Annotated in this window: 21 protein-coding genes; 12 read left to right on the forward strand and 9 right to left on the reverse strand. The window is 41.0% G+C overall.

All coding sequences use genetic code 11. The features are described 5' to 3' along the window. Nucleotides 1–114 precede the first annotated feature (114 nt). The 5 genes from carA to rpoN all read right to left on the reverse strand — a co-directional run bounded on the left by carA (nucleotide 115) and on the right by rpoN (nucleotide 5,359). Nucleotides 115–1,215, reverse strand: a complete 1,101-nt coding sequence (gene carA / locus E0E36_RS22860; RefSeq protein ID WP_013663647.1) for a glutamine-hydrolyzing carbamoyl-phosphate synthase small subunit — start codon at nucleotides 1,213–1,215, stop codon at nucleotides 115–117. Between the two features lie 216 nt (nucleotides 1,216–1,431). Then, nucleotides 1,432–1,863, reverse strand: a complete 432-nt coding sequence (locus E0E36_RS22865) for a Dabb family protein (RefSeq protein ID WP_013663646.1) — start codon at nucleotides 1,861–1,863, stop codon at nucleotides 1,432–1,434. Between the two features lie 22 nt (nucleotides 1,864–1,885). Then, entirely contained in the window at nucleotides 1,886–2,926 is a 1,041-nt protein-coding gene (locus E0E36_RS22870; RefSeq protein ID WP_130857887.1) for an agmatine deiminase family protein, read from the reverse strand. Nucleotide 2,927: 1 nt separating this feature from the next. Further along, a complete protein-coding gene (locus E0E36_RS22875; RefSeq protein WP_013663644.1) occupies nucleotides 2,928–3,797 on the reverse strand; it encodes a carbon-nitrogen hydrolase in 870 nt (289 codons plus the stop codon). 89 nt (nucleotides 3,798–3,886) lie between these two features. Then, the gene (gene rpoN / locus E0E36_RS22880) at nucleotides 3,887–5,359 is read right to left on the reverse strand and encodes an RNA polymerase factor sigma-54 (RefSeq protein WP_013663643.1); all 1,473 of its coding nucleotides are present in this window, start codon (nucleotides 5,357–5,359) and stop codon (nucleotides 3,887–3,889) included. A 183-nt stretch (nucleotides 5,360–5,542) separates the two neighbouring features. Here rpoN and mscL point away from each other — a divergent pair, with 183 nt between their 5' ends. The 5 genes from mscL to tsaB all read left to right on the forward strand — a co-directional run bounded on the left by mscL (nucleotide 5,543) and on the right by tsaB (nucleotide 7,979). Continuing rightward, on the forward strand, nucleotides 5,543–5,932 hold the full coding sequence (gene mscL / locus E0E36_RS22885; RefSeq protein ID WP_013663642.1) for a large-conductance mechanosensitive channel protein MscL: 390 nt from the start codon (nucleotides 5,543–5,545) through the stop codon (nucleotides 5,930–5,932). 452 nt (nucleotides 5,933–6,384) lie between these two features. Next, on the forward strand, nucleotides 6,385–6,543 hold the full coding sequence (gene rpmH, locus E0E36_RS22890) for a 50S ribosomal protein L34 (RefSeq protein ID WP_041387836.1): 159 nt from the start codon (nucleotides 6,385–6,387) through the stop codon (nucleotides 6,541–6,543). Nucleotides 6,544–6,622: 79 nt separating this feature from the next. Beyond that, nucleotides 6,623–7,027 (forward strand): ribonuclease P protein component, encoded by a 405-nt coding sequence (locus E0E36_RS22895; RefSeq protein WP_130857888.1) that lies wholly within the window; start codon nucleotides 6,623–6,625, stop codon nucleotides 7,025–7,027. Further along, entirely contained in the window at nucleotides 6,990–7,244 is a 255-nt protein-coding gene (gene yidD, locus E0E36_RS22900; RefSeq protein WP_013663639.1) for a membrane protein insertion efficiency factor YidD, read from the forward strand. The genes E0E36_RS22895 and yidD overlap by 38 nt, the downstream gene beginning before the upstream one ends. Nucleotides 7,245–7,271: 27 nt before the next feature. Beyond that, nucleotides 7,272–7,979 carry a tRNA (adenosine(37)-N6)-threonylcarbamoyltransferase complex dimerization subunit type 1 TsaB gene (gene tsaB, locus E0E36_RS22905; RefSeq protein ID WP_130857889.1) on the forward strand — a complete coding sequence of 236 codons (708 nt, stop codon included), beginning with the start codon at nucleotides 7,272–7,274 and terminating at the stop codon, nucleotides 7,977–7,979. Here tsaB and E0E36_RS22910 read toward each other — a convergent pair. Further along, entirely contained in the window at nucleotides 7,976–10,630 is a 2,655-nt protein-coding gene (locus E0E36_RS22910) for a hypothetical protein (protein WP_130857890.1), read from the reverse strand. The genes tsaB and E0E36_RS22910 overlap by 4 nt on opposite strands. 89 nt (nucleotides 10,631–10,719) lie before the next feature. Here E0E36_RS22910 and E0E36_RS22915 point away from each other — a divergent pair, with 89 nt between their 5' ends. Continuing rightward, nucleotides 10,720–11,106: a DUF423 domain-containing protein gene (locus E0E36_RS22915; RefSeq protein ID WP_013663636.1), complete on the forward strand. Its 387-nt coding sequence runs from the start codon at nucleotides 10,720–10,722 to the stop codon at nucleotides 11,104–11,106. Between the two features lie 31 nt (nucleotides 11,107–11,137). Next, nucleotides 11,138–13,627 carry a replication restart helicase PriA gene (gene priA, locus E0E36_RS22920; RefSeq protein WP_130857891.1) on the forward strand — a complete coding sequence of 830 codons (2,490 nt, stop codon included), beginning with the start codon at nucleotides 11,138–11,140 and terminating at the stop codon, nucleotides 13,625–13,627. Here priA and E0E36_RS22925 read toward each other — a convergent pair. Continuing rightward, entirely contained in the window at nucleotides 13,624–14,355 is a 732-nt protein-coding gene (locus tag E0E36_RS22925; RefSeq protein WP_130857892.1) for a hypothetical protein, read from the reverse strand. The genes priA and E0E36_RS22925 overlap by 4 nt on opposite strands. 160 nt (nucleotides 14,356–14,515) lie before the next feature. On the opposite strand from E0E36_RS22925, the gene E0E36_RS22930 reads away from it, so the two are divergent. Further along, the gene (locus tag E0E36_RS22930; RefSeq protein WP_130857893.1) at nucleotides 14,516–15,172 is read left to right on the forward strand and encodes a protein-L-isoaspartate(D-aspartate) O-methyltransferase; all 657 of its coding nucleotides are present in this window, start codon (nucleotides 14,516–14,518) and stop codon (nucleotides 15,170–15,172) included. Nucleotides 15,173–15,220: 48 nt separating this feature from the next. Here the strand turns inward: E0E36_RS22930 and smpB are convergent, their stop codons facing one another. Both smpB and E0E36_RS22940 read right to left on the reverse strand, forming a co-directional pair. Then, nucleotides 15,221–15,670, reverse strand: coding sequence for an SsrA-binding protein (smpB, locus tag E0E36_RS22935; protein ID WP_130857894.1), 450 nt, complete (start codon nucleotides 15,668–15,670; stop codon nucleotides 15,221–15,223). Nucleotides 15,671–15,686: 16 nt separating this feature from the next. Next, on the reverse strand, nucleotides 15,687–16,343 hold the full coding sequence (locus tag E0E36_RS22940) for a metal-dependent transcriptional regulator (protein WP_013663631.1): 657 nt from the start codon (nucleotides 16,341–16,343) through the stop codon (nucleotides 15,687–15,689). 58 nt (nucleotides 16,344–16,401) lie between these two features. Here E0E36_RS22940 and panB point away from each other — a divergent pair, with 58 nt between their 5' ends. The 4 genes from panB (at nucleotide 16,402) to treZ (ending at nucleotide 23,038) form a co-directional block, all read left to right on the forward strand. Then, nucleotides 16,402–17,217, forward strand: a complete 816-nt coding sequence (gene panB / locus E0E36_RS22945) for a 3-methyl-2-oxobutanoate hydroxymethyltransferase (RefSeq protein ID WP_013663630.1) — start codon at nucleotides 16,402–16,404, stop codon at nucleotides 17,215–17,217. A 113-nt stretch (nucleotides 17,218–17,330) separates the two neighbouring features. Then, on the forward strand, nucleotides 17,331–18,809 hold the full coding sequence (locus E0E36_RS22950; RefSeq protein ID WP_013663629.1) for a S10 family peptidase: 1,479 nt from the start codon (nucleotides 17,331–17,333) through the stop codon (nucleotides 18,807–18,809). Between the two features lie 257 nt (nucleotides 18,810–19,066). Beyond that, a complete protein-coding gene (glgX, locus tag E0E36_RS22955) occupies nucleotides 19,067–21,193 on the forward strand; it encodes a glycogen debranching protein GlgX (protein ID WP_130857895.1) in 2,127 nt (708 codons plus the stop codon). A gap of 15 nt (nucleotides 21,194–21,208) precedes the next feature. Beyond that, nucleotides 21,209–23,038 (forward strand): malto-oligosyltrehalose trehalohydrolase, encoded by a 1,830-nt coding sequence (gene treZ, locus E0E36_RS22960; RefSeq protein ID WP_130857896.1) that lies wholly within the window; start codon nucleotides 21,209–21,211, stop codon nucleotides 23,036–23,038. Nucleotide 23,039 lies beyond the last annotated feature (1 nt).

A 23,039-nucleotide genomic window follows, 5' to 3' on the forward strand; every position in this document is an offset into this window, starting at 1 on the left:
TTTGAATTTTTTTTAATATGGGTTTGAGCTAGCTTCGTGTCTTTTTTACACGAAGCGTATTCTATTTCAAATATATTCTTTTACAGCTTAATAACAAAATTAAACCACCTTAATTTACGCTGTCAGCATGGCTGTGAAATCGTCAAAAAGATATCTTGAATCATGTGGGCCTGGCGACGATTCCGGGTGGTACTGAACAGAGAATGCTTTTTTCCCCTTTACGCGAATCCCTTCAATCGATTTGTCGTTTAAGTTAACATGCGTAATTTCAACTGTATCCGAATTACGCACGTCATCGGCTACGACCCCAAAGCCGTGGTTTTGGCTTGTGATTTCACATCGATCCGCGATGATGTTTTTGACAGGATGGTTGATGCCACGATGACCATTGAACATTTTTTCTGTTCTAATTCCATTAGCTAAAGCTAATAGTTGATGGCCTAAGCAGATGCCAAACATAGGTTTGTCGGCTTTTAGTATTTCTTTAACGGTTTCCAGTGCATATGGCATTGCGGCAGGGTCTCCGGGACCGTTGGAAATGAAGTAGCCGTCAGGAGTCCAGCTTTCCATTTCGGCAAACGTAGTTTTAGCAGGAAACACTTTGACATATACATCTCTATCGCAAAAATTGCGTAGTATATTTTTCTTTACGCCCAAATCAAGTACGGCAACCCGGTAACGAGCATTTTCATCCCCGAAGTGATAAGCTTGTTTAGTAGACACTTGTGTCGAAAGTTCCAGTCCCTCCATAGAAGGCACTTCTTTCAGTTTTGCTTTGAGTGCATCAATGTCTAGTATTTCAGAAGAAATAATAGCATTCATGGCTCCCTTATTTCTGATATGTCTTACGAGTGCGCGAGTGTCAACATCCGAAATTCCAACCAAATTTCCATCCTGGAAATAACCCTGTATTGATTCCTTTGCAAGTTTACGACTAAAGGGCACACTGTAATTTTTACAAACAAGTCCTGCAATCTGTATTTGATTTGACTCGATCTCTTCCTCAGCGGTTCCGTAGTTACCAATGTGCGCATTTGTGGTTACCATGATTTGGCCAAAGTAAGAAGGATCCGTAAAAATTTCCTGGTAACCTGTCATACCGGTATTAAAACAGATTTCTCCGGTAGTGGTGCCAATTTTTCCGGCAGCTTTACCATGGTAAACTGTGCCATCTTCTAAAAGTAAAATTGCAGGCAGTTTAGTGTAATTACTCATTTTTTATATACTGATTTATGTTCTTTGTTTCCTTCTGATCATCCATACAAAAAAAACGGCCTTTAGAGGCCGATAGACTTTTAATATGAATAAAAAATAATGGGTGTGCCGGAATAAATCCGGTTAAAATCGATAAGGATATGAAGCCGCTTACTTCAATTTTCACGAGGGACAAAGATACGCAAAATTTATCATATCCGCGAAAAAAATAAAAAGCTATTTAAGAACCGAATCATGTACGACCACCTTTTCCCAATATTGACTGTATTGTTCAATTGCTTTCAAATGAATTGGATGCGTTCCATAGGTCTCCAAATCTTCAAGCGAATTAAAATATACCAATAAATTATAGGTAAAGCTATTGTCCACTACATCTCGTGGTGTGCTATTTGCTGCTTTGCCATAGTGGAGCGATTTGATATTCGGCACTTTTCGCAGTTCTTCGAAAAATCCGGTGAAATCATTAATTTCTTTTTCAGATAGTCCTTTTTTTAACCAGAAAAGAACGTAGTGCGTAATAACTTCCTGTTTGTTTTTGCTCATGTTTTTACTGATATGGTTATTAATGCCGGCTTGTGTTAGCATAGGAGTCGCAGCTATGGCTGCTACTAAGCCCGATGATCGTTTAATAAAGAGACGCCTTTTCATTATTTATTTATTAGTTGCCATGTTATACTTCCGGTTCTTGTTGGCTAAGGCAATGCCAGCTACCAAGCCCCCATATTACATCCGTACTGTCAATACCGATTACATGATGGTGTGGGAAGCAATCAGCTAAGATATCCAGTGCCTTTTGATCATTCTTGTCACGGTAGGTAGGCACAACAACCGCTGCATTGCTGATATAAAAATTAGCATAGGACGCAGGCAAGCGCTGATCTTCATGAATGACAGGAGCGGGCATAGGCAATTCGATGATATCCAACTGTTTTCCGTTGAGTAAACGCATCTCCTTCAAAAGATTTAAATTATCCTGCAAAAGAGCATAATTCTCATCACTTTTGTTTTCTTCTATTACGGTAACAACGGTACTATCATTCACAAAACGGGTAATATCATCAATATGTCCGTCTGTATCGTCTCCAACGATACCATCTCCCAGCCAAAGGACTTGCTCCACACCGTAATACTGATAGAGATACGCTTCAATTTCATGTTGATTGAGATGCGGGTTTCTATTTGGGTTTAACAAACAAGATGTAGTCGTTAATAAGGTCCCTGTACCATTAAAGTCTACTGAACCACCCTCCATGACGATTTGTGGATGAACTACGGGAAGGTTTAACGCTTTCCCAATAAGGGTAGGTATAACATCGTCTAAATCAAAAGGCGGATATTTGCCGCCCCAGGCATTGTATCCCCAATCTACAATGACTTTGGGTATGTCTGCATGCGGGTTGATCAGGAACGCAGGCCCATGGTCGCGGCACCAAGCATCATTAGTGGGGTGGTCAAAAAACGAAATCTTACTTAGATCAACGCCTTCTTTTTCTAATTGTTCTGTAGCCTCTTGTTTTAGCTTTTCACTCCCGACATTGATGCATACCTGTTCTCCTGCTGATATCGCCTTGATGAATTTGCAGTAGGGGCTATATATAGTGTCTATTTTGCTCGGCCAGCTAGCTTCCTTATGCGGCCAGCTCAACCATGTTGCCCGATGTTTATGCCATTCGGCAGGAAAAAAATAGCCTTTATCTTTAGGGTAATTCATTTTACTCTTCGTCAATAAATCTTTTTGTTATCGATTCGTAGCTGTCAATCCTTCTGTCTCGCAAAAATGGCCAATGGGATCGATAATAATCAGATTGGTTGAGGTCGACTTCCGTTACAACCGTCTCTTCATCTTCATGCGAGGCCTTATAAACTAAAGCACCGAAAGGGTTGGCAATAAAAGAACCTCCCCAAAAACGAACACCCGCCTCAATTCCAACGCGGTTAACGGAAACCACCGGGATGCCGTTTGCTATAGCGTGCGAGCGTTGTATCGTTTGCCACGCATTATATTGTTCTTCATTGGTCCCCGCATCCTGCGTAAGAGCCCAACCAATTGCCGTTGGATAAAAAAGTAATTCAGCACCCATCAGCGCAGTGATTCTAGCAGCCTCCGGATACCACTGATCCCAGCAAATTAAAATGCCTATTTTTGCAAATTTCGTTTTAAAAACTTTGTAGCCGAGGTCTCCGGGAGTAAAGTAAAATTTTTCGTAGAAACCCGGATCGTCCGGAATATGCATTTTGCGGTATTTGCCTAGATAGGTTCCATCTGCATCGATTACCGCGGTTGTGTTATGGTAAAGACCCTGCGCTCTTTTTTCAAAGAGTGAAGCGATGATAACAACCTGATATTCGGCTGCTACTTTACTCAATGCATCGGTAGATGGTCCCGGGATTGCTTCAGCCAAGACGAAGTTATCATAGTTTTCTTCATCACAAAAGTACAGTGATGTGAACAACTCCTGTAAACATATAATTTGTGCCCCTTTTTCCGCTGCCACTTTTACTTGTTCAATGGCTTTTGCCAAGTTGGTAGCTTTATCGGCTACACAGCTCATTTGAACAGTTCCTATTTTAACCTTAGACATGTAATGATATTTTTTTGAATTCTAAATCGTGTTTAAAGCATGCTTTTAGTTTCCCGAAGCCAGTTTTTTTTCCTATGCCACGGGTGATTTTAAAGCTTTTTTCGCAACCTAGCAACTGGAATATTCATTGCTTCGCGATATTTGGCTACTGTCCGGCGAGCAATTGTATAACCCTTTTCTTTCAAAATCTCCGTTAACTTTTCATCGGCTAAAGGTTTTCTTTTGTCTTCATTAGCTATGCACTCCTCGAGGATTTTCTTAACTTCCTTATTTGATACCTCTTCACCGCTATCCGTTTGAATGGCCTCTGAAAAGAACGACTTTAATAAAAAAGTGCCAAATTCTGTCTGAACATACTTTGAATTGGCTACTCTCGAAACCGTTGAAATATCCATGTCGATTTTATCAGCAATATCTTTCAAGATCATTGGCTTCAAGTTACGCTCGTCACCCGTCAGAAAATAGGTGTATTGATAATTCATAATCGCATTCATGGTTTTCAATAAGGTCTGTTGACGCTGCTTAATAGCATCAATGAACCATTTTGCAGAATCGAGCTTTTGTTTTACAAACTGAACAGCCTCCTTCATTTTTTTATCCTTTTGCGCTGCCTTGTCGTAGTGTTCGAACATTTCCTGATACGATCGGCTTACGCGCAGCTCGGGGGCATTTTGCGCGTTCAGCGTAAGAATCAGTATACCGTCATTGTTCGTAATATGAAAATCAGGTATAATATGCAGTTGCTTTTCAGAAGCAGATCCGGCGTCACCAGGTTTTGGGTTTAGCTTTAAAATTTCATCTACAATTTTTTTTAATTCGTCGGAATTGATGTTCAACGCTTTTTCAAGCTTATCATAGTGTTTTCTTGTAAACTCATCTAGATAATTCTCTACCACTAAAATAGCTTCCCGAATGACGGGGTTGTCCTGATCTTTTTTTCTGAGTTGGATTAGTAGACATTCTTGCAAATCACGGGCGCCTACACCGGCAGGATCAAATGTTTGAATGATTTTTAGAATTTCTTCAACCTCCTCCTCTGTTGCCATGACGTTTTGTGAAAATGCCAAGTCATCTATTAAAGATAGTATAGGTCTCCGAAGATAACCGTCGTCGTCTAGGCTGCCGATTATCTGTTGGCCAATTAAAAAGTCTTTGTCGTTCAGTGCCAGCAAATCAAGTTGTTGTTGCAGATTTTCAAAAAAAGAATTTTGAATAGCAATGGGCATTTCTTTTCGGTCTTCCTCATCATCGCTGCTATTGTTAAGATTATTTCCATAATCGTTAACATCTTCTTCTTGCAGGTAATCATCTACGTTAAACTCGTCCCCTTCACTTCCTTGTTCTTCTTCATTATAATTGTCCTCGGGATCTTTGTCGGGGTATTCTTCTGCCGGTTCGTTCATGTTCGTTAAGCTCATGTCTTCCAGTGCAGGATTTTCCTCAAGCTCTTCCTTAATACGGGCGTCCAATGATACCGTTGGTACCTGCAGCAGCTTAATGAACTGGATTTGCTGCGGTGATAATTTTTGAAGTAATTTTTGCTGTAAACTTTGTTTTAGCATATCAAATTAATGGGTACATTATTGCTTTATGATCAGCACCCTTTGGTGCAAAAGTACAGATTTTTTAAACGATAAGGCGATCCCTTTGGTATTAAAATACTATTTATTTGCTTAAATTTTTATTTGAATAAACAAAAATATTTACTTTAGTGTTACAGAAATGTTGAACTAAAAACACGAAATATGGGTTTCGCAAAAGAATTTAAAGAATTTGCCATGCGTGGCAATGTGGTTGATTTAGCTGTCGGTGTTATCATCGGAGGAGCATTTGGAAAAATCGTAAGTTCCCTGGTGGAAGATATCATTACACCCGCTATTCTTACCCCGGCTTTGGAGGCCGCCAATTTGAAAAATTTGTCTGAACTGGTGATTCCGGGGACGGCAATTAAATATGGCAACTTTTTGTCGCAGGTAATTTCCTTTATTATTGTTGCTTTTGCCCTTTTCCTAATCATAAAGGGAATTAATTCGTTGAAGAAGAAGGAAGAAGCTGCCCCGTCCGCACCGCCTGTACCTAGCAAGGAGGAAGTTCTTTTGGCAGAAATCAGGGATATATTAAAAACTAAGAATTGATGTTTTTTATACTTTGAAGCACCCAAGACGCATAGTGGACTGATAAAAGCCCATCATTGCCCGCCGGCTCCAGCCTGGTAGATAATGATGACGGTGTAAGATCCTGCTCGGCGCTTAAGATAATATAAATAAAGCAGGCAAGATAATTTGATGACGGATCGACCGGGTATTTTTCGCTCACATATTTCAGCTCGACAGGTATGGATAGCCAGTATAGGAATCTATTTTAATAATATATTTCCGCTATAAAATAGCCTTCAAATAGCGGAAAAGAGCAAAATAAATTCATTTTCTATGTAGAAGCCATTGTTTTGCATGAAAAATAAATTTATTTAGGTTTGAATATTAAGGAATAAGCCTTACCTTTGCGATCTTGTTTTAAGAACAGAAAGATGTATAGGGTGCTACTCCTCATAATACAGGGGCAGCTTAAAAATATAAAATTAATAGTAATGAAAAGAACATTTCAACCTTCGCAACGTAAAAGAAGAAATAAGCACGGTTTTAGGGAGCGTATGGCCACTGCTAATGGTCGTAGAGTATTAGCTTCCAGAAGAGCAAAAGGCAGAAAAAAATTGACTGTTTCTGACGAACGTCGTCACAAAGCATAAGTTTATTTCTCCGGTACCTTGCTTTTTTACGCCGAAGCCAGCGCCGGTTTCGCTGTATAATAAATAGCATTTGGTATTTATGGTGAGATACACATTCAAAAAGGAAGAACGACTTTGTAACAAAAAACTTCTAACGAAGCTTTTTCAAAGTGGTTCTTCCTTTATTTTATACCCATACAGAATTTCTTTTTTACCAAGCCAACACCTTCCACATCCTATTCAAATTGTTGTTTCCGTTCCAAAGCGTCGTTTTAAACGAGCGGTTGACCGAAATCTTTTAAAGCGACGTACCAGGGAGGCGTATAGGCTACAAAAGCATATTCTGCATACTTTTATCACGCACCATGAGGAGGAACTATTGCTTGCTTTCCAATATATAGGCAAGGAAATCCTCGATTATCAAACTATTCATAAGCGAATGGGGATTGCATTAGCGAAAATTCAGCATGAATATAATACGCATCATATGGCAAAGGGGAATTAAAAGCATAATAGGTTTCATTTTTTTAATGTTAATCAAAGCGTACCGATTATTTATTTCTCCTTTATTTCCCGGAACTTGTAGGTATACACCCACCTGTTCTCAGTATGGTATAGATGCAATTAAAAAACATGGCCCATTTAAAGGTGGGTGGTTGACATTAAAACGTATTGGCCGATGTCATCCTTGGGGTGGGCATGGACATGATCCTGTACCTTGACGGAATAGCTTGAATGTTTTTTAGAAAATGAATATTTTACATATTGAAACGGCAACATCGGTTTGCTCTGTAGCGCTAAGCACTGATGGGGTAGTGCGAGCCTCTATAGACCGGCATGAACCTAATATTCATGCTTCGAAATTAACGGTTTTTATTCACCAGGTTTTAAACCAAGCGAATTGTAAAATTAACGATTTGGATGCTGTGGCAATCAGTAAGGGCCCAGGATCTTATACGGGTTTGCGTATTGGCGTGTCCACGGCAAAGGGCATTTGTTTTGCCTTAGACATCCCGCTAATTGCTGTTGATACCTTGGAAGCGATGTTTAAAGGATTCAGCTCAACGGTTGCTAAAACGAGCGGACAATCGGATCTTTTCTTTTGTCCAATGATTGATGCACGAAGGATGGAAGTTTACTCAGCCATCTACAGTGGGCAAGGGAATCAAATCCGACCTGTTGAGGCTCGGATTATTGGCGCGGATTCTTTTGAGGAGTTCTCGGAGCGACAACAAAAGATTGTTCTTTTTGGTGATGGCGCTAACAAATTTTCATCGCTGTTTGAAGGAAACGAAACGGTCGTAGTGTCCGGTAATTTTCTGAACTCGGCAAAATATCTTGTTGATGAATCTTGTCGAAAGTGGCACTGTGAGGCATTCGAAGATGTCGCGTATTTTGAACCTTTTTACTTAAAAGATTTTATTCCGACCACGCCAAAAAAGCACTTAAAGTCTTAGTCTAACTTATAAGCTGCTAATTTACGGCCATCCTTACTGATTAGCGCGTACCTATGTCCATCGTTCTTCAATCCGCCAAAATAGAACGGAGCATACCCTTCCAACGGAAAGCCCTTAGCGATTGAGCCATCGTCTTCAAATACGTACAAAAGCTTGGCATTAGTGGTTATACCAATGGTATGCGTTTTGTTGGCTGACGGAAAAAATAAGGGAGGTCCTGCAATTTCGGTATTGAAATTATGACTGAATAAGAGCGTACTGTCTTTACTTGAGTAGGCATAAAGCTGTCGATCATCAGCAAATATAAGCTCAGGAATGCTGTCGCCCTGTATGTTTTCAGTAGCAAAATGAAAGTTTTCCGTCCATTTTCCGAGGCTCGTTTTGGTTTGTCTTTTATCGAAGTAAAAACTTACTAGCATGCCGCTTGTATCGGTTGTAACAATTCGTGATTCAGATTGGTCGCTTGGGTTTGTTTCTACGCCAAAGTTATTCCGAAAAACATCGTTGCCGGTGCTTTCAAGTAACGAAACTAAATTGCCGTTATGATTGAATAAGTAGACCTGGCCACTGCTTGTCAGCGCTATTACATAATTGAAGTCTTCTAAAAGTGCCGTTTTCAAGTTAAATAAAATATGACCCTTAACAGTTTTGTTCTTCCATTCGGGTAATTCTTTTCCATTACTGTCATAGCCAAGAATCCGTTGCTCGGCTGGAATGAATATTTTTTCATAATCCTTATTGACACGAAATAGGGTCATACCAGCCGTTGCGGGATGGTTTAGCACAATGGGGAAGCCAAACATAGGAGAGCCATTGGGAGCAAATCTATACAGTCGTTCCGCTGTGTTGAAAACCAAACTTTTATCAGGAAGCTGGGAAATAGGCCCAAGGATCGGTCCTGACAAAGCAGTTCTCCACAACTCTTTACCTTCGGTTGAGAAGGCGTACAATCTATTGCTTTTATCCTGCGTAACAATAAAGTTCGTACTGTCGGTATAAGTCCAAACGCTGGGGGGATAGGCAATTTCACTGCTCAAATCGGCAACCCACTCCGCTTGTAAATTCGACTTATCAGCAGAAAGATATTTTGCGCTTAAATTGCTGTAGAAATTCCCATTGTATCCGCTCAGTTGAAAAGAAAATGCCTGAAAATCTTTAAAATTGAAATTTGCCGTATCGTTGTACACCTTCTCAAATGCCGGCTTTAAAAGTCGCTTGATATTCAGTTTTGCGTTTTCGTTATGAATAAAGAACGTGACATTAGATTTGTTTGCCTGCAGTCGGCTGAATTCTATAAAGGGAATGGTATTTATTAAGAGTTGCTTTTCTTCGTATTGTTTTCTGAGTTGCTGAAGCGTGCTAATGGTGTTCGCACAAATTAAATAATTATTGATTAAGGTGAAGTATGGCCGTTGAAAGGGAAGCATCGGATCACCAAACGAATAATACAATAGATTGGAATTGTCGAACCTGCGTATATCTTCTGTAACGGCAGTGGTGAGTTTTTCCATATTTCTTTCGAAAATAAGTGAGTCCTTCACTTTAATAATTCCTAAAGTTTCCCTTGTGGTTAACTCAATCGATGCGAATTCATTGCCCCACTGATTTAATAAGGCTGTATCGAGATCGATTTTTTTAGACGACTTTATCAGTGCTAGTTGGTCATTGATTCGATTTAATTGATTGCGTTTTTTTAGCAGTTCAGTCAATTCTTGATGGAAGCCCTTATAGTTAGAAAGGGCAAAGGCGGCATAAGCTGCGGTGTTTGCCGGGAGCACTCGCTTCAGCTCGCCTTCTACAGCCGACTGCTTGGCGTAGATCGATAGGTAATTACCCTTCGCCATGGCATGGTCCATACTACTCAACCCGCTAAACATGAGGGCATCACTTTTGAAATTCATATTCAGCGATGACATGCCCTTCAGTCCTTCCAATAATTGTATGTTATTGCCCGGTTTTGTTCTTATTAAGTTATTAACGAACTTAAACACTTCGCTATGGTTCAAATGAAGGTTAAGTATGGAATTGTCGTTCTTATGCCCATTTTTGGCTAATTCTTGAAGAAAATCGGCCGATAGATGTGTCGCTTTATCGTCTGTGGCCCGAGCAATTAAATCACGTTGATGGCTGAAAAACGCTACTCCTGATCTAAAGGCGACGTAAAAGGAATTGTCAAGCGCTCGTATTTTAATGCTATAGAGATAAGAAGATGTTGAATCGGCTGTAATTGTTCCCACACCTTCCAGGTTTTTCTGCAACATTGAGGCGGCGTTTTCGGGCGTCAATTTTGTTTTAAAAGGAATCGTCAATAGCCAGTTGATGCGGTCCTTTGTGGGATGAAAAGAAAAATAGAGCGTTTGCTTCGTCGTAGGTTCCGAAAAGTCAGGACTCTTTAAAAACTGTTTATGTAGATAGCTAAGTTCATGTTGTGTTTCCTTGCCAAGGATTGCTTCAAAGATTTTAAAATCGTTGAAGATGTTATAGAAAGACTTATCGTTTTGGAAAGATACCAAAAAAGCGGCATCTGCCGGGATATAGGCCAAAGCGTTGTTTTGATTGCGACTATTACTTTGTAAACTTGTAAAATATAGTATGGCCGCTGCAATTACTGCAACGAATAATATGCTGGTAATTATTATTAGCTTTCTCATGGGATATAAGCAAAGTTAAAAAATTAACATCGCACCAAGCGAATATGTAATAGGTTTATTAAATTAGCGGATAAAACTGAACTGACTACATGAACAAACGTATTATACTTACAGCTGCTTTTTTTGGGATGATAGCGGTTGTTTTGGGGGCATTTGGTGCACATGGTCTTTCGGGTCGAATAAGCGACCAGAGCCTGGATAATTGGCATACGGCCGTTAACTATCAATTTTACCATACGTTAGCCCTTCTCTTTTTAGCTACTTTTTCGCGCGCAAAGAACATATTGATCAATCTTTCCTATATTGCTTTTACAATCGGTATATTTTTCTTCTCGGGCTCATTGTATTTGTTATCTACACGTGAGCTAACAGGAATCAGTGCCACACATATTTTGGGGCCTATAACACCCTTGGGAGGATTGGCCTTCATCTTAGGTTGGGCCAGTTTGTTTTTAGCTACCCTGAAAGGGAGGTAGTTGGCTCCACATTTTTATAATCTTATTATTTATGTTAGAACTTCAGGCGGAAGGACATCAACAGGAAAGAACTACAAAGTTTGTTGATGTTATACTGCCATTAGCTATTTCGAAAACTTACACTTATCGTGTACCTTATGAACTGACGTCGTCGGTGGCTGTTGGGAAAAGGGTTATCGTACAATTTGGAAAAAGTAAGATATACGCTGCAATTGTCTATGCTATATCATCAAAAGCACCCGAACGCTATGAGGCGAAATATATATTGGATGTTTTAGATGATTCACCGGTCGTTACTGCAGATCAGTTGAAGCTTTGGGATTGGGTGAGCGACTATTACATGTGTCATATAGGCGAGGTCATGCAGGCTGCCATGCCGGCCGTTTTCAAACTGGCCTCCGAGACGAAAGTAATGGCATCCGATCGATTGGCTTTGGTAGACAGAACTTCCCTCAATGATAAAGAATTTCTAATATTGGATGCTCTTGATTTGGCCGGCGAGCTGAAGGTGAGCGACATCATGAAGTTGTTAGGACAAAAAACGGTGTTCCCTATATTAAAAAGCCTGTTTAATAAAGATGCCATTGTCATATCTGAAGAGCTGCGGGAACGTTACAAGCCAAAGAAAAAGGCGTTCGTCGTTCTCAGCTCCTTTTTTGATCAGGGCGAGGAGCGGCATCTGCTTTTGGATAGTTTAGAGCGTGCCCCTAAACAGCAAGATGCCGTATTAGCTTATTTACAGTTGCGTAAAAGACAAGAACACATAGCAAAGAGTGAATTATTGGAAGCAAGCGGCTGTGGGCAGTCGGCCTTAAAGGCTTTGATAGATAAAGGCGTTTTTATCATTGAGGAGCGCGTTGTAAGCCGGTTATATGGTGAAGATGTTTTCGTGGAGTCCGGTTTTGATTTAAGTGCAGCGCAGCAAGAGGCGATTGAATCAATACAGCGTCAATTTTTAGAAAAAGACGTCGTGTTACTTCACGGTATTACCGCTTCCGGTAAGACCCAGCTATATATTCGCCTTATTGAAGCGGCGCTTACACAAGGAAACACGATCCTGTATCTTCTACCCGAAATCGCTTTAACTTCACAAATAGTAGAACGTCTCCGGATATACTTCGGACAGGAAGTGGGGGTCTATCATTCCCGTTTTAATGATAATGAGCGGGCAGAAGTATGGCAAAAAGTTTTAAAGGGCGAGATTAGAGTAATTTTAGGTGCTCGATCGGCCGTCTTTTTACCTTTTCAAAACCTGGGCTTGATCATTATAGACGAAGAACACGAAATTTCTTTTAAGCAATTCGATCCCGCCCCTCGTTATCATGCCAGGGACACAGCGGTCTATCTTGGACATTTACATCATGCAAAAGTGCTGTTAGGGTCAGCTACACCTTCTATTGAGACCTATTACAATGCCAAGTCAAACAAATATGGATTAGTGACCTTGTCGCAACGATATGGTGAATCTAAGCTTCCGACGATCCGTATTGTGAGCTTAAAGGAAGAAGGTCGTGATAAGCGACTGCAGTCTTATTTCAGTGAAGTGTTATTAAATGAGATTAAGCAGGCAATAAATAATAAAGAGCAGGTAATTCTTTTCCAGAATAGAAGAGGGTATACCCCGATGCTGTTGTGCCGCACTTGTGGATACACTCCGAAATGTACAAACTGTGATGTTAGTTTAACTTTTCATAAGAGTACAGGTAAATTACATTGTCATTACTGTGGATTTAAAGAAGAGCAGATCCAGGTATGTCCTGCTTGCGGATCCACGCACTTAGAGAATAAAGGTTTTGGCACGGAGCGGATTGAAGAGGAACTGTCCATGTTGATTCCGGAAGCCAAAATCGGCCGTCTAGATTTGGATTCCACAAGGGGGAAGGATAGCTTCGAACGGATAATTACCGACTTCGATGAGCAGCAGTTCAATGTGCTTGTTGGTACCCAAATGGTAGCAAAAGGATTGGACTTTGGTAAGGTTACCGTTATTGGAATTATCAATGCAGACGCCTTGATTAATTATCCCGACTTCAGAGCTTTTGAAAGAAGCTTTTCTTTGTTGTCGCAAGTAAGCGGTCGTGCCGGAAGGAGAAGTTCCGCAGGAAATGTTATTATACAGGCTTACGCAACCCAGCATCGCGTACTCGAGCAGGTCGTACATCATGATTATGAAGGGATGTTTATGACTGAGGTTCAAGAGCGGAAACATTATGCTTACCCACCTTTTTATCGATTGATTAAGATTGACGTAAAACACAAAGATCAAAACGAGGCGTATAATGCTGCCCAACGTTTGGGTACCTTACTGAAGGAGGCCTTCGGTAATCGGGTTTTAGGTCCCGAAACGCCACTCATTTCGCGCATCAGAAATTATTTTATTAATACCCTGCTGATTAAAGTCGAACGTGATGGAACCAGTATACAAAAAGTAAAGACGGCTCTTCGCCAGCTACTCATCACTTTTGAAAGTAACAAGGCAAATAAAGGAGTTTTTGTGCAACTGGATGTGGATCCTTATTAATATAGATTGCCAAAATTAAATTGTACACTCAGGATGCCAACAGGGCCGAAATAATACTCCCAACCTTTTTCAGTTGGTCTTTTTTCAGTCGTTTCATCGTGGGCAATTTCTATCTTTTGAAAACTGTAAGCAACGGTTAGGTTGCTCTCGGCGGCTATGGTCACTGTAGGGATAATATTAAATTTTAGGCCGATAAAGGGAGATGCCAATATCGCATCTTTCCGATCGATAACAGCATCATTTGTAACGTTTATATCGCTGCCATTCATGTATGAGCCTTTGTATTTCTGGTATGTATAACCGAGATCCAGACCAAAGTAAGGCTGTAAACGCGTATAGGTTATATTTTTTTCAAACCCAATCTTGATGGTTGTGTTTTTTAAGTTTCCGTTGCCACTGCAATTGATGCAATTGCCATTGAGCGAAACATCTTTGTCGAAATACGAGCCGGCGATTCGGTAGCTTATTTGGTTGTCATTAAACTTGAAAAATAAACCATTAAATGCCGATGAATAAAAATGTTCACGTGTAGTTTGGTCCAGTATTTTGGGGAATTGTTCGTAGGCGAAGGCTCGTAATCCAACTGAATATAAAAACTCGGAAAAACGAGGTCCTTGCTTTTGGGGGATATGAATCGGTTTGTATGCTAGCGTATCAATACGTGTAATTTGCGCACACAATGGAAAACTTATACTAAAGAATACTAAGGCCAAAAGTACTTTCCTCATGTTATTACATTTAACGATCCAAAGACGCTAGAAAGATATGAAGATTTTGTCGAATGCGCCAAAAAAGTAAAAAATAATACCCAAGTCCTGAATTAATTAGGAGTAGACCATCCAAACGAGCTTCTTTTAATGCCAAAACAAACGTATTTTTGGAAGAGTAATGGCTTATAAATTTGTAGACAACTATCGGGAAAAAGGTGCCAGAAAGCAACTGGTTGAAACATTAAGAAAAAGAGGTATTGCTGATGAGGCAGTATTGAGCGCTGTTGGAAAGGTGCCACGCCACTTTTTTTTTGATGAGACCTTTTGGACACAAGCGTACAAAGACATCGCTTTTCCTATAGGCGACGGACAGACAATCTCTCAACCTTACACGGTAGCCTATCAAACGGAGCTGTTGCATATTAGGAGAGGGGATAAGGTGCTTGAAATTGGAACGGGTTCAGGTTACCAAACATGTATTTTACTCGAACTTGGAGCCGAAGTTTTTACCATTGAACGGCAAACTAATCTTTATAATAGGACTATTAAAGTGCTTCCCTACATGGGATACCAAGCCCACTTTTTTTTAGGAGATGGTTCAAAAGGATTGCCTCAATATGCTCCTTATCACAAAATTATTGTAACAGCAGGTGCACCTTTTGTGCCCGAAATCATGTTAAAACAATTAGCCATTGGAGGTATATTGGTTATCCCGGTAGGTGATGCAAAGACACAAAAAATGGTGACGGTTATTCGTACAGGTGAACAAGATTTTGAGAAGATCGAACTTGATACCTTTCGATTCGTTCCGCTTGTAGGCGATCAGGCCTGGTAGGTTTTACATCCTGTGCGCCGTCAGGATGCAAAGGCGTGGTTGCCGATGTTACAGCTTATAAGTTCGTGACAATTCCCTTTTTGTATCCCGTTCTTTGATACTTTCCCTTTTGTCGTAATCTTTTTTCCCTTGAGCAAGTGCAATTTCGACTTTCGCATACCCCCGCTCATTTACGAAAATCTTTAGCGGAATTATCGTGAAGCCCTTTTCTTCCCCTTTAATTTTTAATTTAGCTAACTCTTTTTTGGTCAACAGAAGTTTTCTGTCGCGCTTTGATTCATGATTATAAAAGGAGCCATGTGAATACTCAGCTATATGCATATTCCGAATATACAAGCCATCATTTAAGAACGCGCAAAACGCATCCCCTATATTCGCCTTGGACTGCCGGATCGATTTTATCTCGGTTCCCAATAATTGAATACCGGCAATATACTTTTCAAGGATATGGTATTCATAATAAGCCTTTTTATTCCTTATATTAATGTCGTTAGACATAACTCTTTATCTTAATCTATTTAATAAAAATGTTCTCGGCAACCTTTTGCGAAATGGTAGTCGTTTTCCCATCTATTTCAATCTCCATTGATCCATCAAAAGCGAAGCGCTTCTTGATCAGGATGGGGTCACCAATAGCTATGCCAAGTTGAGAGACATATTGTAAAAATTCAGGACTGTTATCTTTCACTGCATTTACCTTTTTCTTGCTTCCCAACGTGGCTTCTGCCAGGGTCTTTCTTTTTTCTGTAACCAGCACCCCTTTAGCAGAGGGAATTGCATCACCATGAGGATCAAATTGTGGACAACCGAGATACTTGTCCAATCGCTCAATCAGTTTTTCAGATTTGATATGTTCAAGTTGTTCAGCAACTTCATGTACTTCGTCCCAACTAAACCCTAATTTATCAAATAAAAACGTTTCCCAAAGGCGATGTTTTCGCACCACGGCAATTGCATGAGCGCGTCCTTGATCCGTTAAGGAGATTTTGCCATATTTTTGGTAATCTACTAAGCCCTTTTCCTTTAATTTCTTTAGCATATCTGTGGCGGTAGCAGGTCGCACGTGAAGCTGTGAGGCAATTTGATTCGTGCCAGCTTCTTGTTGGCCATTGCTGTCCTCTGCAATATGCAACAATACTTTCAGATAATTCTCTTCAGTAATCGATAACATAGGGGCAAAGGTAAAGAAAAAGTGGTCAACTATACCTACCTATTATTACCTTTGCTATATGTCGATACATAAAGAAGTTAGAAAAGTTACGGTAAATAGCATCTTAGAGATGAAAGCTACCGGTGAAAAAATTTCGGTATTAACGGCTTATGATTATACCATGGCAAGTATTTTAGATGCAGCGGGTGTTGATATAATCTTAGTGGGTGACTCGGCTGCCAATGTAATGGCAGGTTACGATACCACGTTACCAATAACCTTAGATCAGATGATATACCATGCCGCCTCAGTTTCCCGGGCAATCAAACGAGCCATGCTGGTGGTTGATTTACCTTTTGGAAGCTACCAGGGAGACCCATATGATGCTCTAAAAGCAGCCGTACGGGTTATGAAAGAAACGGGCGCCCATGCGCTGAAATTGGAAGGCGGGATAGAAATCAAAGAAGCTATCAAATTAATTATCAATGCCGGTATACCGGTAATGGGACATCTCGGACTTATGCCTCAGTCGATAAACACGTATGGTGGTTACGGTTTAAGGGCGACCGGTGTACATGAAGCGCATAAATTGAATACAGATGCGCAACTTTTGCATGAGTTGGGTTGTTTTGCCGTTGTGTTAGAAAAAATTCCCGCCAAACTGGCGAAAGAAGTAACGGATCATTTGCGTATACCAACCATTGGTATAGGCGCAGGTTCGGCAACGGATGGACAAGTGCTGGTTGTTCATGACTTATTAGGGTTGAATAAGCATTTTAAACCAAAATTCGTTCGCCAGTATTTGCAACTTGATCAACTGATTACCTCCGCGGTTCAACAATACATCGCAGATGTGAAGGCCGTAGAATTTCCGAATGATAGCGAGCAGTATTAAGTATGAATAAGCTGCTTCGTGACCAAAGGTGTTAAGATAGTTTGTAATATTGTTGTAGAACACACAGCCTTTTTGAACTAATCGCTATTTTTATAGCAATCAAATCAGCTTACATGAAAAAAATCTGTCTACTTGCTTTATGCCTGTATCTATTTTTTAGTAAATCCTTTGCGCAACCGGATCCACCGGCCGATACGGTTATCTCCACGAAGCATACCACCGTCATTAAAGGGAGCAAAATTGCTTATAATACAAGCATCGGTATGCAGCCGATATGGAATGACGAAGGCAAAGCCATTGCAACGGTCAACTATACCTATTATGAACGATCGGACGTAAACGACAAAAAGCATCGACCCTTGGTGATCTCGTTTAACGGAGGGCCCGGTTCGGCGTCCTTATGGATGGAAATTGGTTATACAGGACCGCGGATTCTGACTTTGGATGATGAGGGCTATCCGGTGCAGCCATATGGAGAGATGCGCGATAATCCCTATTCTATTTTAGATGTAGCCGATATCGTTTACATTAATCCTGTAAACACCGGCTATTCAAGAATTCTGGATAAAAAAACAGATAAGTCACTGTTTTTCGGAGTAAATGCCGATATCAAATACTTGGCTGCCTGGTTGAATACCTTTGTTACCAGAATCAATAGGTGGCAGTCTCCCAAATATCTAATTGGAGAGAGTTACGGAACAACGCGTGTATCGGGCTTGGCACTTGAGCTTCAGGATGCGCAATGGATGTATCTTAATGGAGTCGTTTTGGTGTCTCCAACCGACCTCGGATTAAAAAGAGAAGGGCCGGTAGACCTTGCCTTGCGGCTCCCTTATTTTGCGGCTACGGCTTGGTATCATAAGGCGCTTGGAAGCGATATGCAGCAAAAAGACTTGGATCAATTACTGCCTGAAGTTGAAGAATTCACCGTAAACGAATTGTTGCCCACGGTAACGCGAGGTGGTTCGGTACCGATGGCCGAGAAACAACAAATTGCGTCGAAAATGGCGCGATATGCAGGGATATCGGAAAAGTTAATACTTCAGAATAATTTCGACATATCTACTCAGTTTTTTTGGAAAGAACTGTTGCGTGATAGAGGTTTAACCATTGGACGTTTGGATTCGCGCTATCTTGGTAAAGATAAAAAAGATGGGGGCGAGCGGCCGGACTATAATGCTGAGCTTAGCTCCTGGATGCACTCCTTTACTCCCGCAATCAACTATTATGTTCGCAACGAACTGAATTTCAAAACCGACGTAAAGTATAATGTCTTTGGTTCTGTATATCCTTGGGATCGTAGTGATGATCATACAGGCAACGATCTACAACAAGCCATGGCAGAAAACCCTTATCTGCATGTCATGGTGCAATCCGGCTATTATGACGGTGCTTGCGACTATTTTAATGCTAAATATAATTTGTGGCAAATGGATCCTGCCGGGAAGTTTCAGGATAGAATGTCTTTTAAGGGATATCGCACAGGGCATATGATTTACATGCGGCAGGTGGATTTAGAAAAAGCAAATGATGATCTGCGGGAATTTATTGCTAAGTCGACCGTAAAGAGCGGCGTTCCTGCAAAATATTAATAATATTATTAAAAATAATACAAACGCCTGAACATGCTGTTCAGGCGTTTTTTTTTGAAGGTGATATAGAATTGAACACCTTTCGGGAGTTGAAAAAAAAAGCGCCCCAGTAGTCCGTATTCCCTAAACAAAAGCCCGATACGCTTGTTCAATGAGAGTCGATATCTTAAGAAGTTCGTCACCACGGCAATTATTTGCAGGATATCGAAGAAGCTTACGCAGAATCCTTGTTACAGATATAATGAGATTTAAAAACTATGGAACGAAAAGTCTACCCTGGTAGTCCCTATCCGCAAGGGGCCACCTATGATGGCAAAGGAACGAACTTCGCTTTATTTGCCAGACACGCAGAAGGCGTTGAACTTTGCCTCTTTGATTCAGATCAATCAGATGCCAATGAAGAACGAATACCTATCAAAGAAAGAACCCATGATATTTGGCATATCTACCTTCCGGATGTGAAACCCGGACAGAAATACGGCTATCGGGTCCATGGCCCCTATAAACCGGATGAAGGACATCGCTTTAATCCAAATAAGCTTTTGATGGATCCCTACGCCAAGGCAATAGCCGGTGTTATCAAGTGGCACGAGTCTATTTTTGGATACAATATCAAAGATGGTGAAAAAGACCTAAGTTTTAACGAACAAGATAGTGCCCCATATGTTCCCAAATCGGTTGTTATCGATGATTCCTTCGATTGGGGGAACGATCGAAAGCCTAATGTTATGTACCATCAGACCATCATCTATGAAGCACATGTTAAGGGGTTCACTTATACACATCCCGATATCCCGGATAATATCCGAGGTAGCTATGCAGCTATCGGTCATCCCACAACTGTTCAATATCTAAAAGATCTTGGAATTACTTCCATAGAACTCTTGCCCATTCACCATTTTGTAAATGACTGGCATCTCCAGGATATTGGCCTAAGCAATTATTGGGGCTACAATACGATAGGTTTCTTTGCACCTGATGTAAAGTATAGCTCCAGTGGCATGAATGGTGAGCAGGTTACAGAGTTTAAACAGATGGTGAAAAATCTACATGAAGCAGGTATCGAAGTGATTTTAGATGTAGTATACAATCACACGGCAGAGGGTAACGAATTAGGGCCAACGCTAAGTTTTCGTGGCATTGATAATAGCTCTTATTATCGGCTTACTGAAGATGGTCGTTATTACGTAGATTATACCGGTACCGGAAATACTTTGAATGCCAACCTGCCAAATGTGCTGCAACTGATTATGGATAGTCTTCGTTATTGGATTTTAGAAATGCGTGTTGACGGCTTCCGTTTTGATTTGGCATCAACGTTAGCGCGCGAGTTTCATGACGTAAATAAGCTGAGCGCATTTTTTGATATTATCCACCAAGATCCAATTATCTCGCAGGTAAAGTTGATTGCAGAGCCTTGGGATATCGGAGAAGGGGGGTACCAGGTAGGTAACTTTCCTGCAGGCTGGGTGGAATGGAATGGAAAATATCGTGATTGTATACGCGATTACTGGCGCGGAGAGGAAAGTAAATTAGGTGAATTTGCCTCTCGATTTACCGGTAGCTCCGATTTGTATCGGGATGATTACAGAACACCCACAGCCAGTGTAAACTTTATTACTGCGCACGACGGTTTTACTCTGAATGATTTGGTTTCTTATAACGAAAAACATAACGAAGCCAATGGCGAGGATAACAACGATGGGGAGAGCCATAATCGCTCTTGGAACTGTGGAGAAGAAGGTCCGACTGATAATTTGGAAGTTTTGGCGTTGCGGTCTAAACAAAAACGGAATTTTTTAACCACCTTGTTTTTATCTCAAGGTATTCCTATGTTATTGGGTGGCGATGAATTGGGACGTACACAACAAGGGAACAACAATGGCTATTGCCAGGATAATGAAATATCATGGTATAATTGGAAAGAGGCAGATCAGGACTTGTTAGCCTTTACCAAAAAATTAATAAACTTAAGAAAAAGCCATCCAACCTTTTGCCGCCGAAAATGGTTCATGGGACAGAAGATAAAGGGTGCCGGTGTTGAAGATATCGTTTGGTTTTTGCCGGAAGGCAATATTATGCCGGACGAAGCATGGGATAATGATACTGCTAAATCGCTCGCGGTTTATCTAGATGGTAGAGGGATTAGGTCGGTAGACCCTAAAGGCAATAAAATTTACGACGATCATTTTTATGTAATCTTCAATGCTCATCATGAGCCGATTGATTATAAGCTTCCAAATGAAAAATATGGAAGTAAGTGGACTAAAGTATTAAATACCGACGATGCACAGGTAGAAGATGAGAATGGTTATCAACCGGGTGATGTCATCAAAGTGGCCGGGCGTTCCGTTGTTCTTTTTCATGCCCCTTTACAGGGTTAACTTCACGATTATATTATGAGCCGATCACTTAATTTTAATGCTTTTGGAGTAGATATTCATACCGGTCAAACCACAATAGGAGTATGGGCACCGAGTAGTAAGGAAGTCCGCGTACATGTCGAAAATGGTGACGTAATCGACCTGAAGGAGGCCGGCTTTGGTTTTTGGTCTGCCAATACCGAAAAAATAAAAGATGGTACCTTATACAAGGTAGCTTTAGATCAGGAATCCGCTTTGCCGGATCCTGCCTCTCGTTTTCAGCCTCAGGGCGTCCATGGGTATTCTCAGGCTATCGACCTAAGCAAACACAATTGGTCAGACCAACAATGGCATAACCTGGCATTGGAAGACTATCTTATTTATGAGCTTCATGTGGGTACGTTTACTTCTGATGGAACTTTTGACGGGGTTGTCGGCAAGCTTGATCACTTAATTGAATTAGGTGTAAACGCGATTGAGATCATGCCGGTAGCCCAATTTCCCGGTGAAAGAAACTGGGGCTATGACGGTGTCTTTCCTTTTGCTGTCCAAGCAAGTTACGGTGGGCCGCGCGCTTTGCAACGCTTAGTTGACGCCTGTCATCGCAAAGGGATAGCCGTTATTCTAGACGTCGTTTATAACCATGTCGGACCGGAAGGGAATTATCTCGAATCATATGGGCCTTTTTTTACCGATAAATACCATACGCCATGGGGAAAAGCCATCAATGTGGATGATGCTTATTGCGATGGCGTACGGCAATTTATTCTTGAGAATATGCGGATGTGGTTTCGCGATTTTCATATTGACGCACTTCGACTGGATGCCGTACATGCTATCAAGGATTACGGAGCAAAGCATATTTTGGCAGCCATGCGTGAACAGCTGGATGAGCTTTCAGCCGTCAGTGGAAAGCCGTATTACCTTATCGGCGAGTGCGATTTAAATGATGTCCGTTATATAACTCCGGTAAACGAGGGCGGTTATGGACTGCATGCGCAATGGATCGATGAGTTTCATCATGCCTTGAGAGTTACCGTGGGCGAGCCCCGAAACGGATACTATGCCGATTTCGAACCGCTAATTCACTTGGCAAAGTCTTTTCGCGATGGGTATGTTTATGACGGGACGTATTCACCTCATCGAAAAAAAACATTCGGCAATAAAGCGTCCGAAGCTAGTGGAAGTCAGTTTGTCGTTTTTTCTCAAAATCATGATCAAATTGGCAATCGTATGTTGGGCGAACGCAGTAGTGCCTTATACAGTGAGGGATTGCAGAAGGTAATGGCTACTGCTGTGTTGGCGTCCCCTTATATTCCTATGTTATTTATGGGGGAAGAATATGGGGAGAAAAAACCTTTCCTATATTTCGTCAGTCATACCGATGAAGAACTTGCAGAGGCCGTAAGAAAGGGTAGACGTGCTGAATTTAAGGACTTTCATGGCGAAGAAGATGCTCCTGATCCAATGGCCGTGGCTACCTATGAACAGTCGAAGCTTAACTGGTCAGCCTTAGATGAATCGAACCATCGGGAAATTTTTACCTTTTATAAACGATTAATTCAATTAAGAAAGAAATACGAAGCATGGCATCGATTAGACCGTAAGCATATAAATGTTGAGGTCTGCAGCGATTCAGGTGTTTTGCTGTTAAATCGATGGTCCGATCGGGAGTCGTTATTTTTTTATTTTAATTTCAGTGATAAGATCCAAGAAAGAAAGGATCACTTTCTGCAATATCCCAGTGCTAAAATTTTTGATACTTCTGATTCCCGGTTCTTCCAGAACGATTTTGTAATACCAAGCCCACCAATTTTGCACTTAGCTCCGCAGAGCGCATCTATTTATTACCAAACAAGCAAATAAC

Origin of the sequence: Olivibacter jilunii, assembly GCF_900607235.1 — a bacterium.
In the GTDB taxonomy this organism is placed as follows: Bacteria; Bacteroidota; Bacteroidia; order Sphingobacteriales; family Sphingobacteriaceae; genus Olivibacter; species Olivibacter oleidegradans.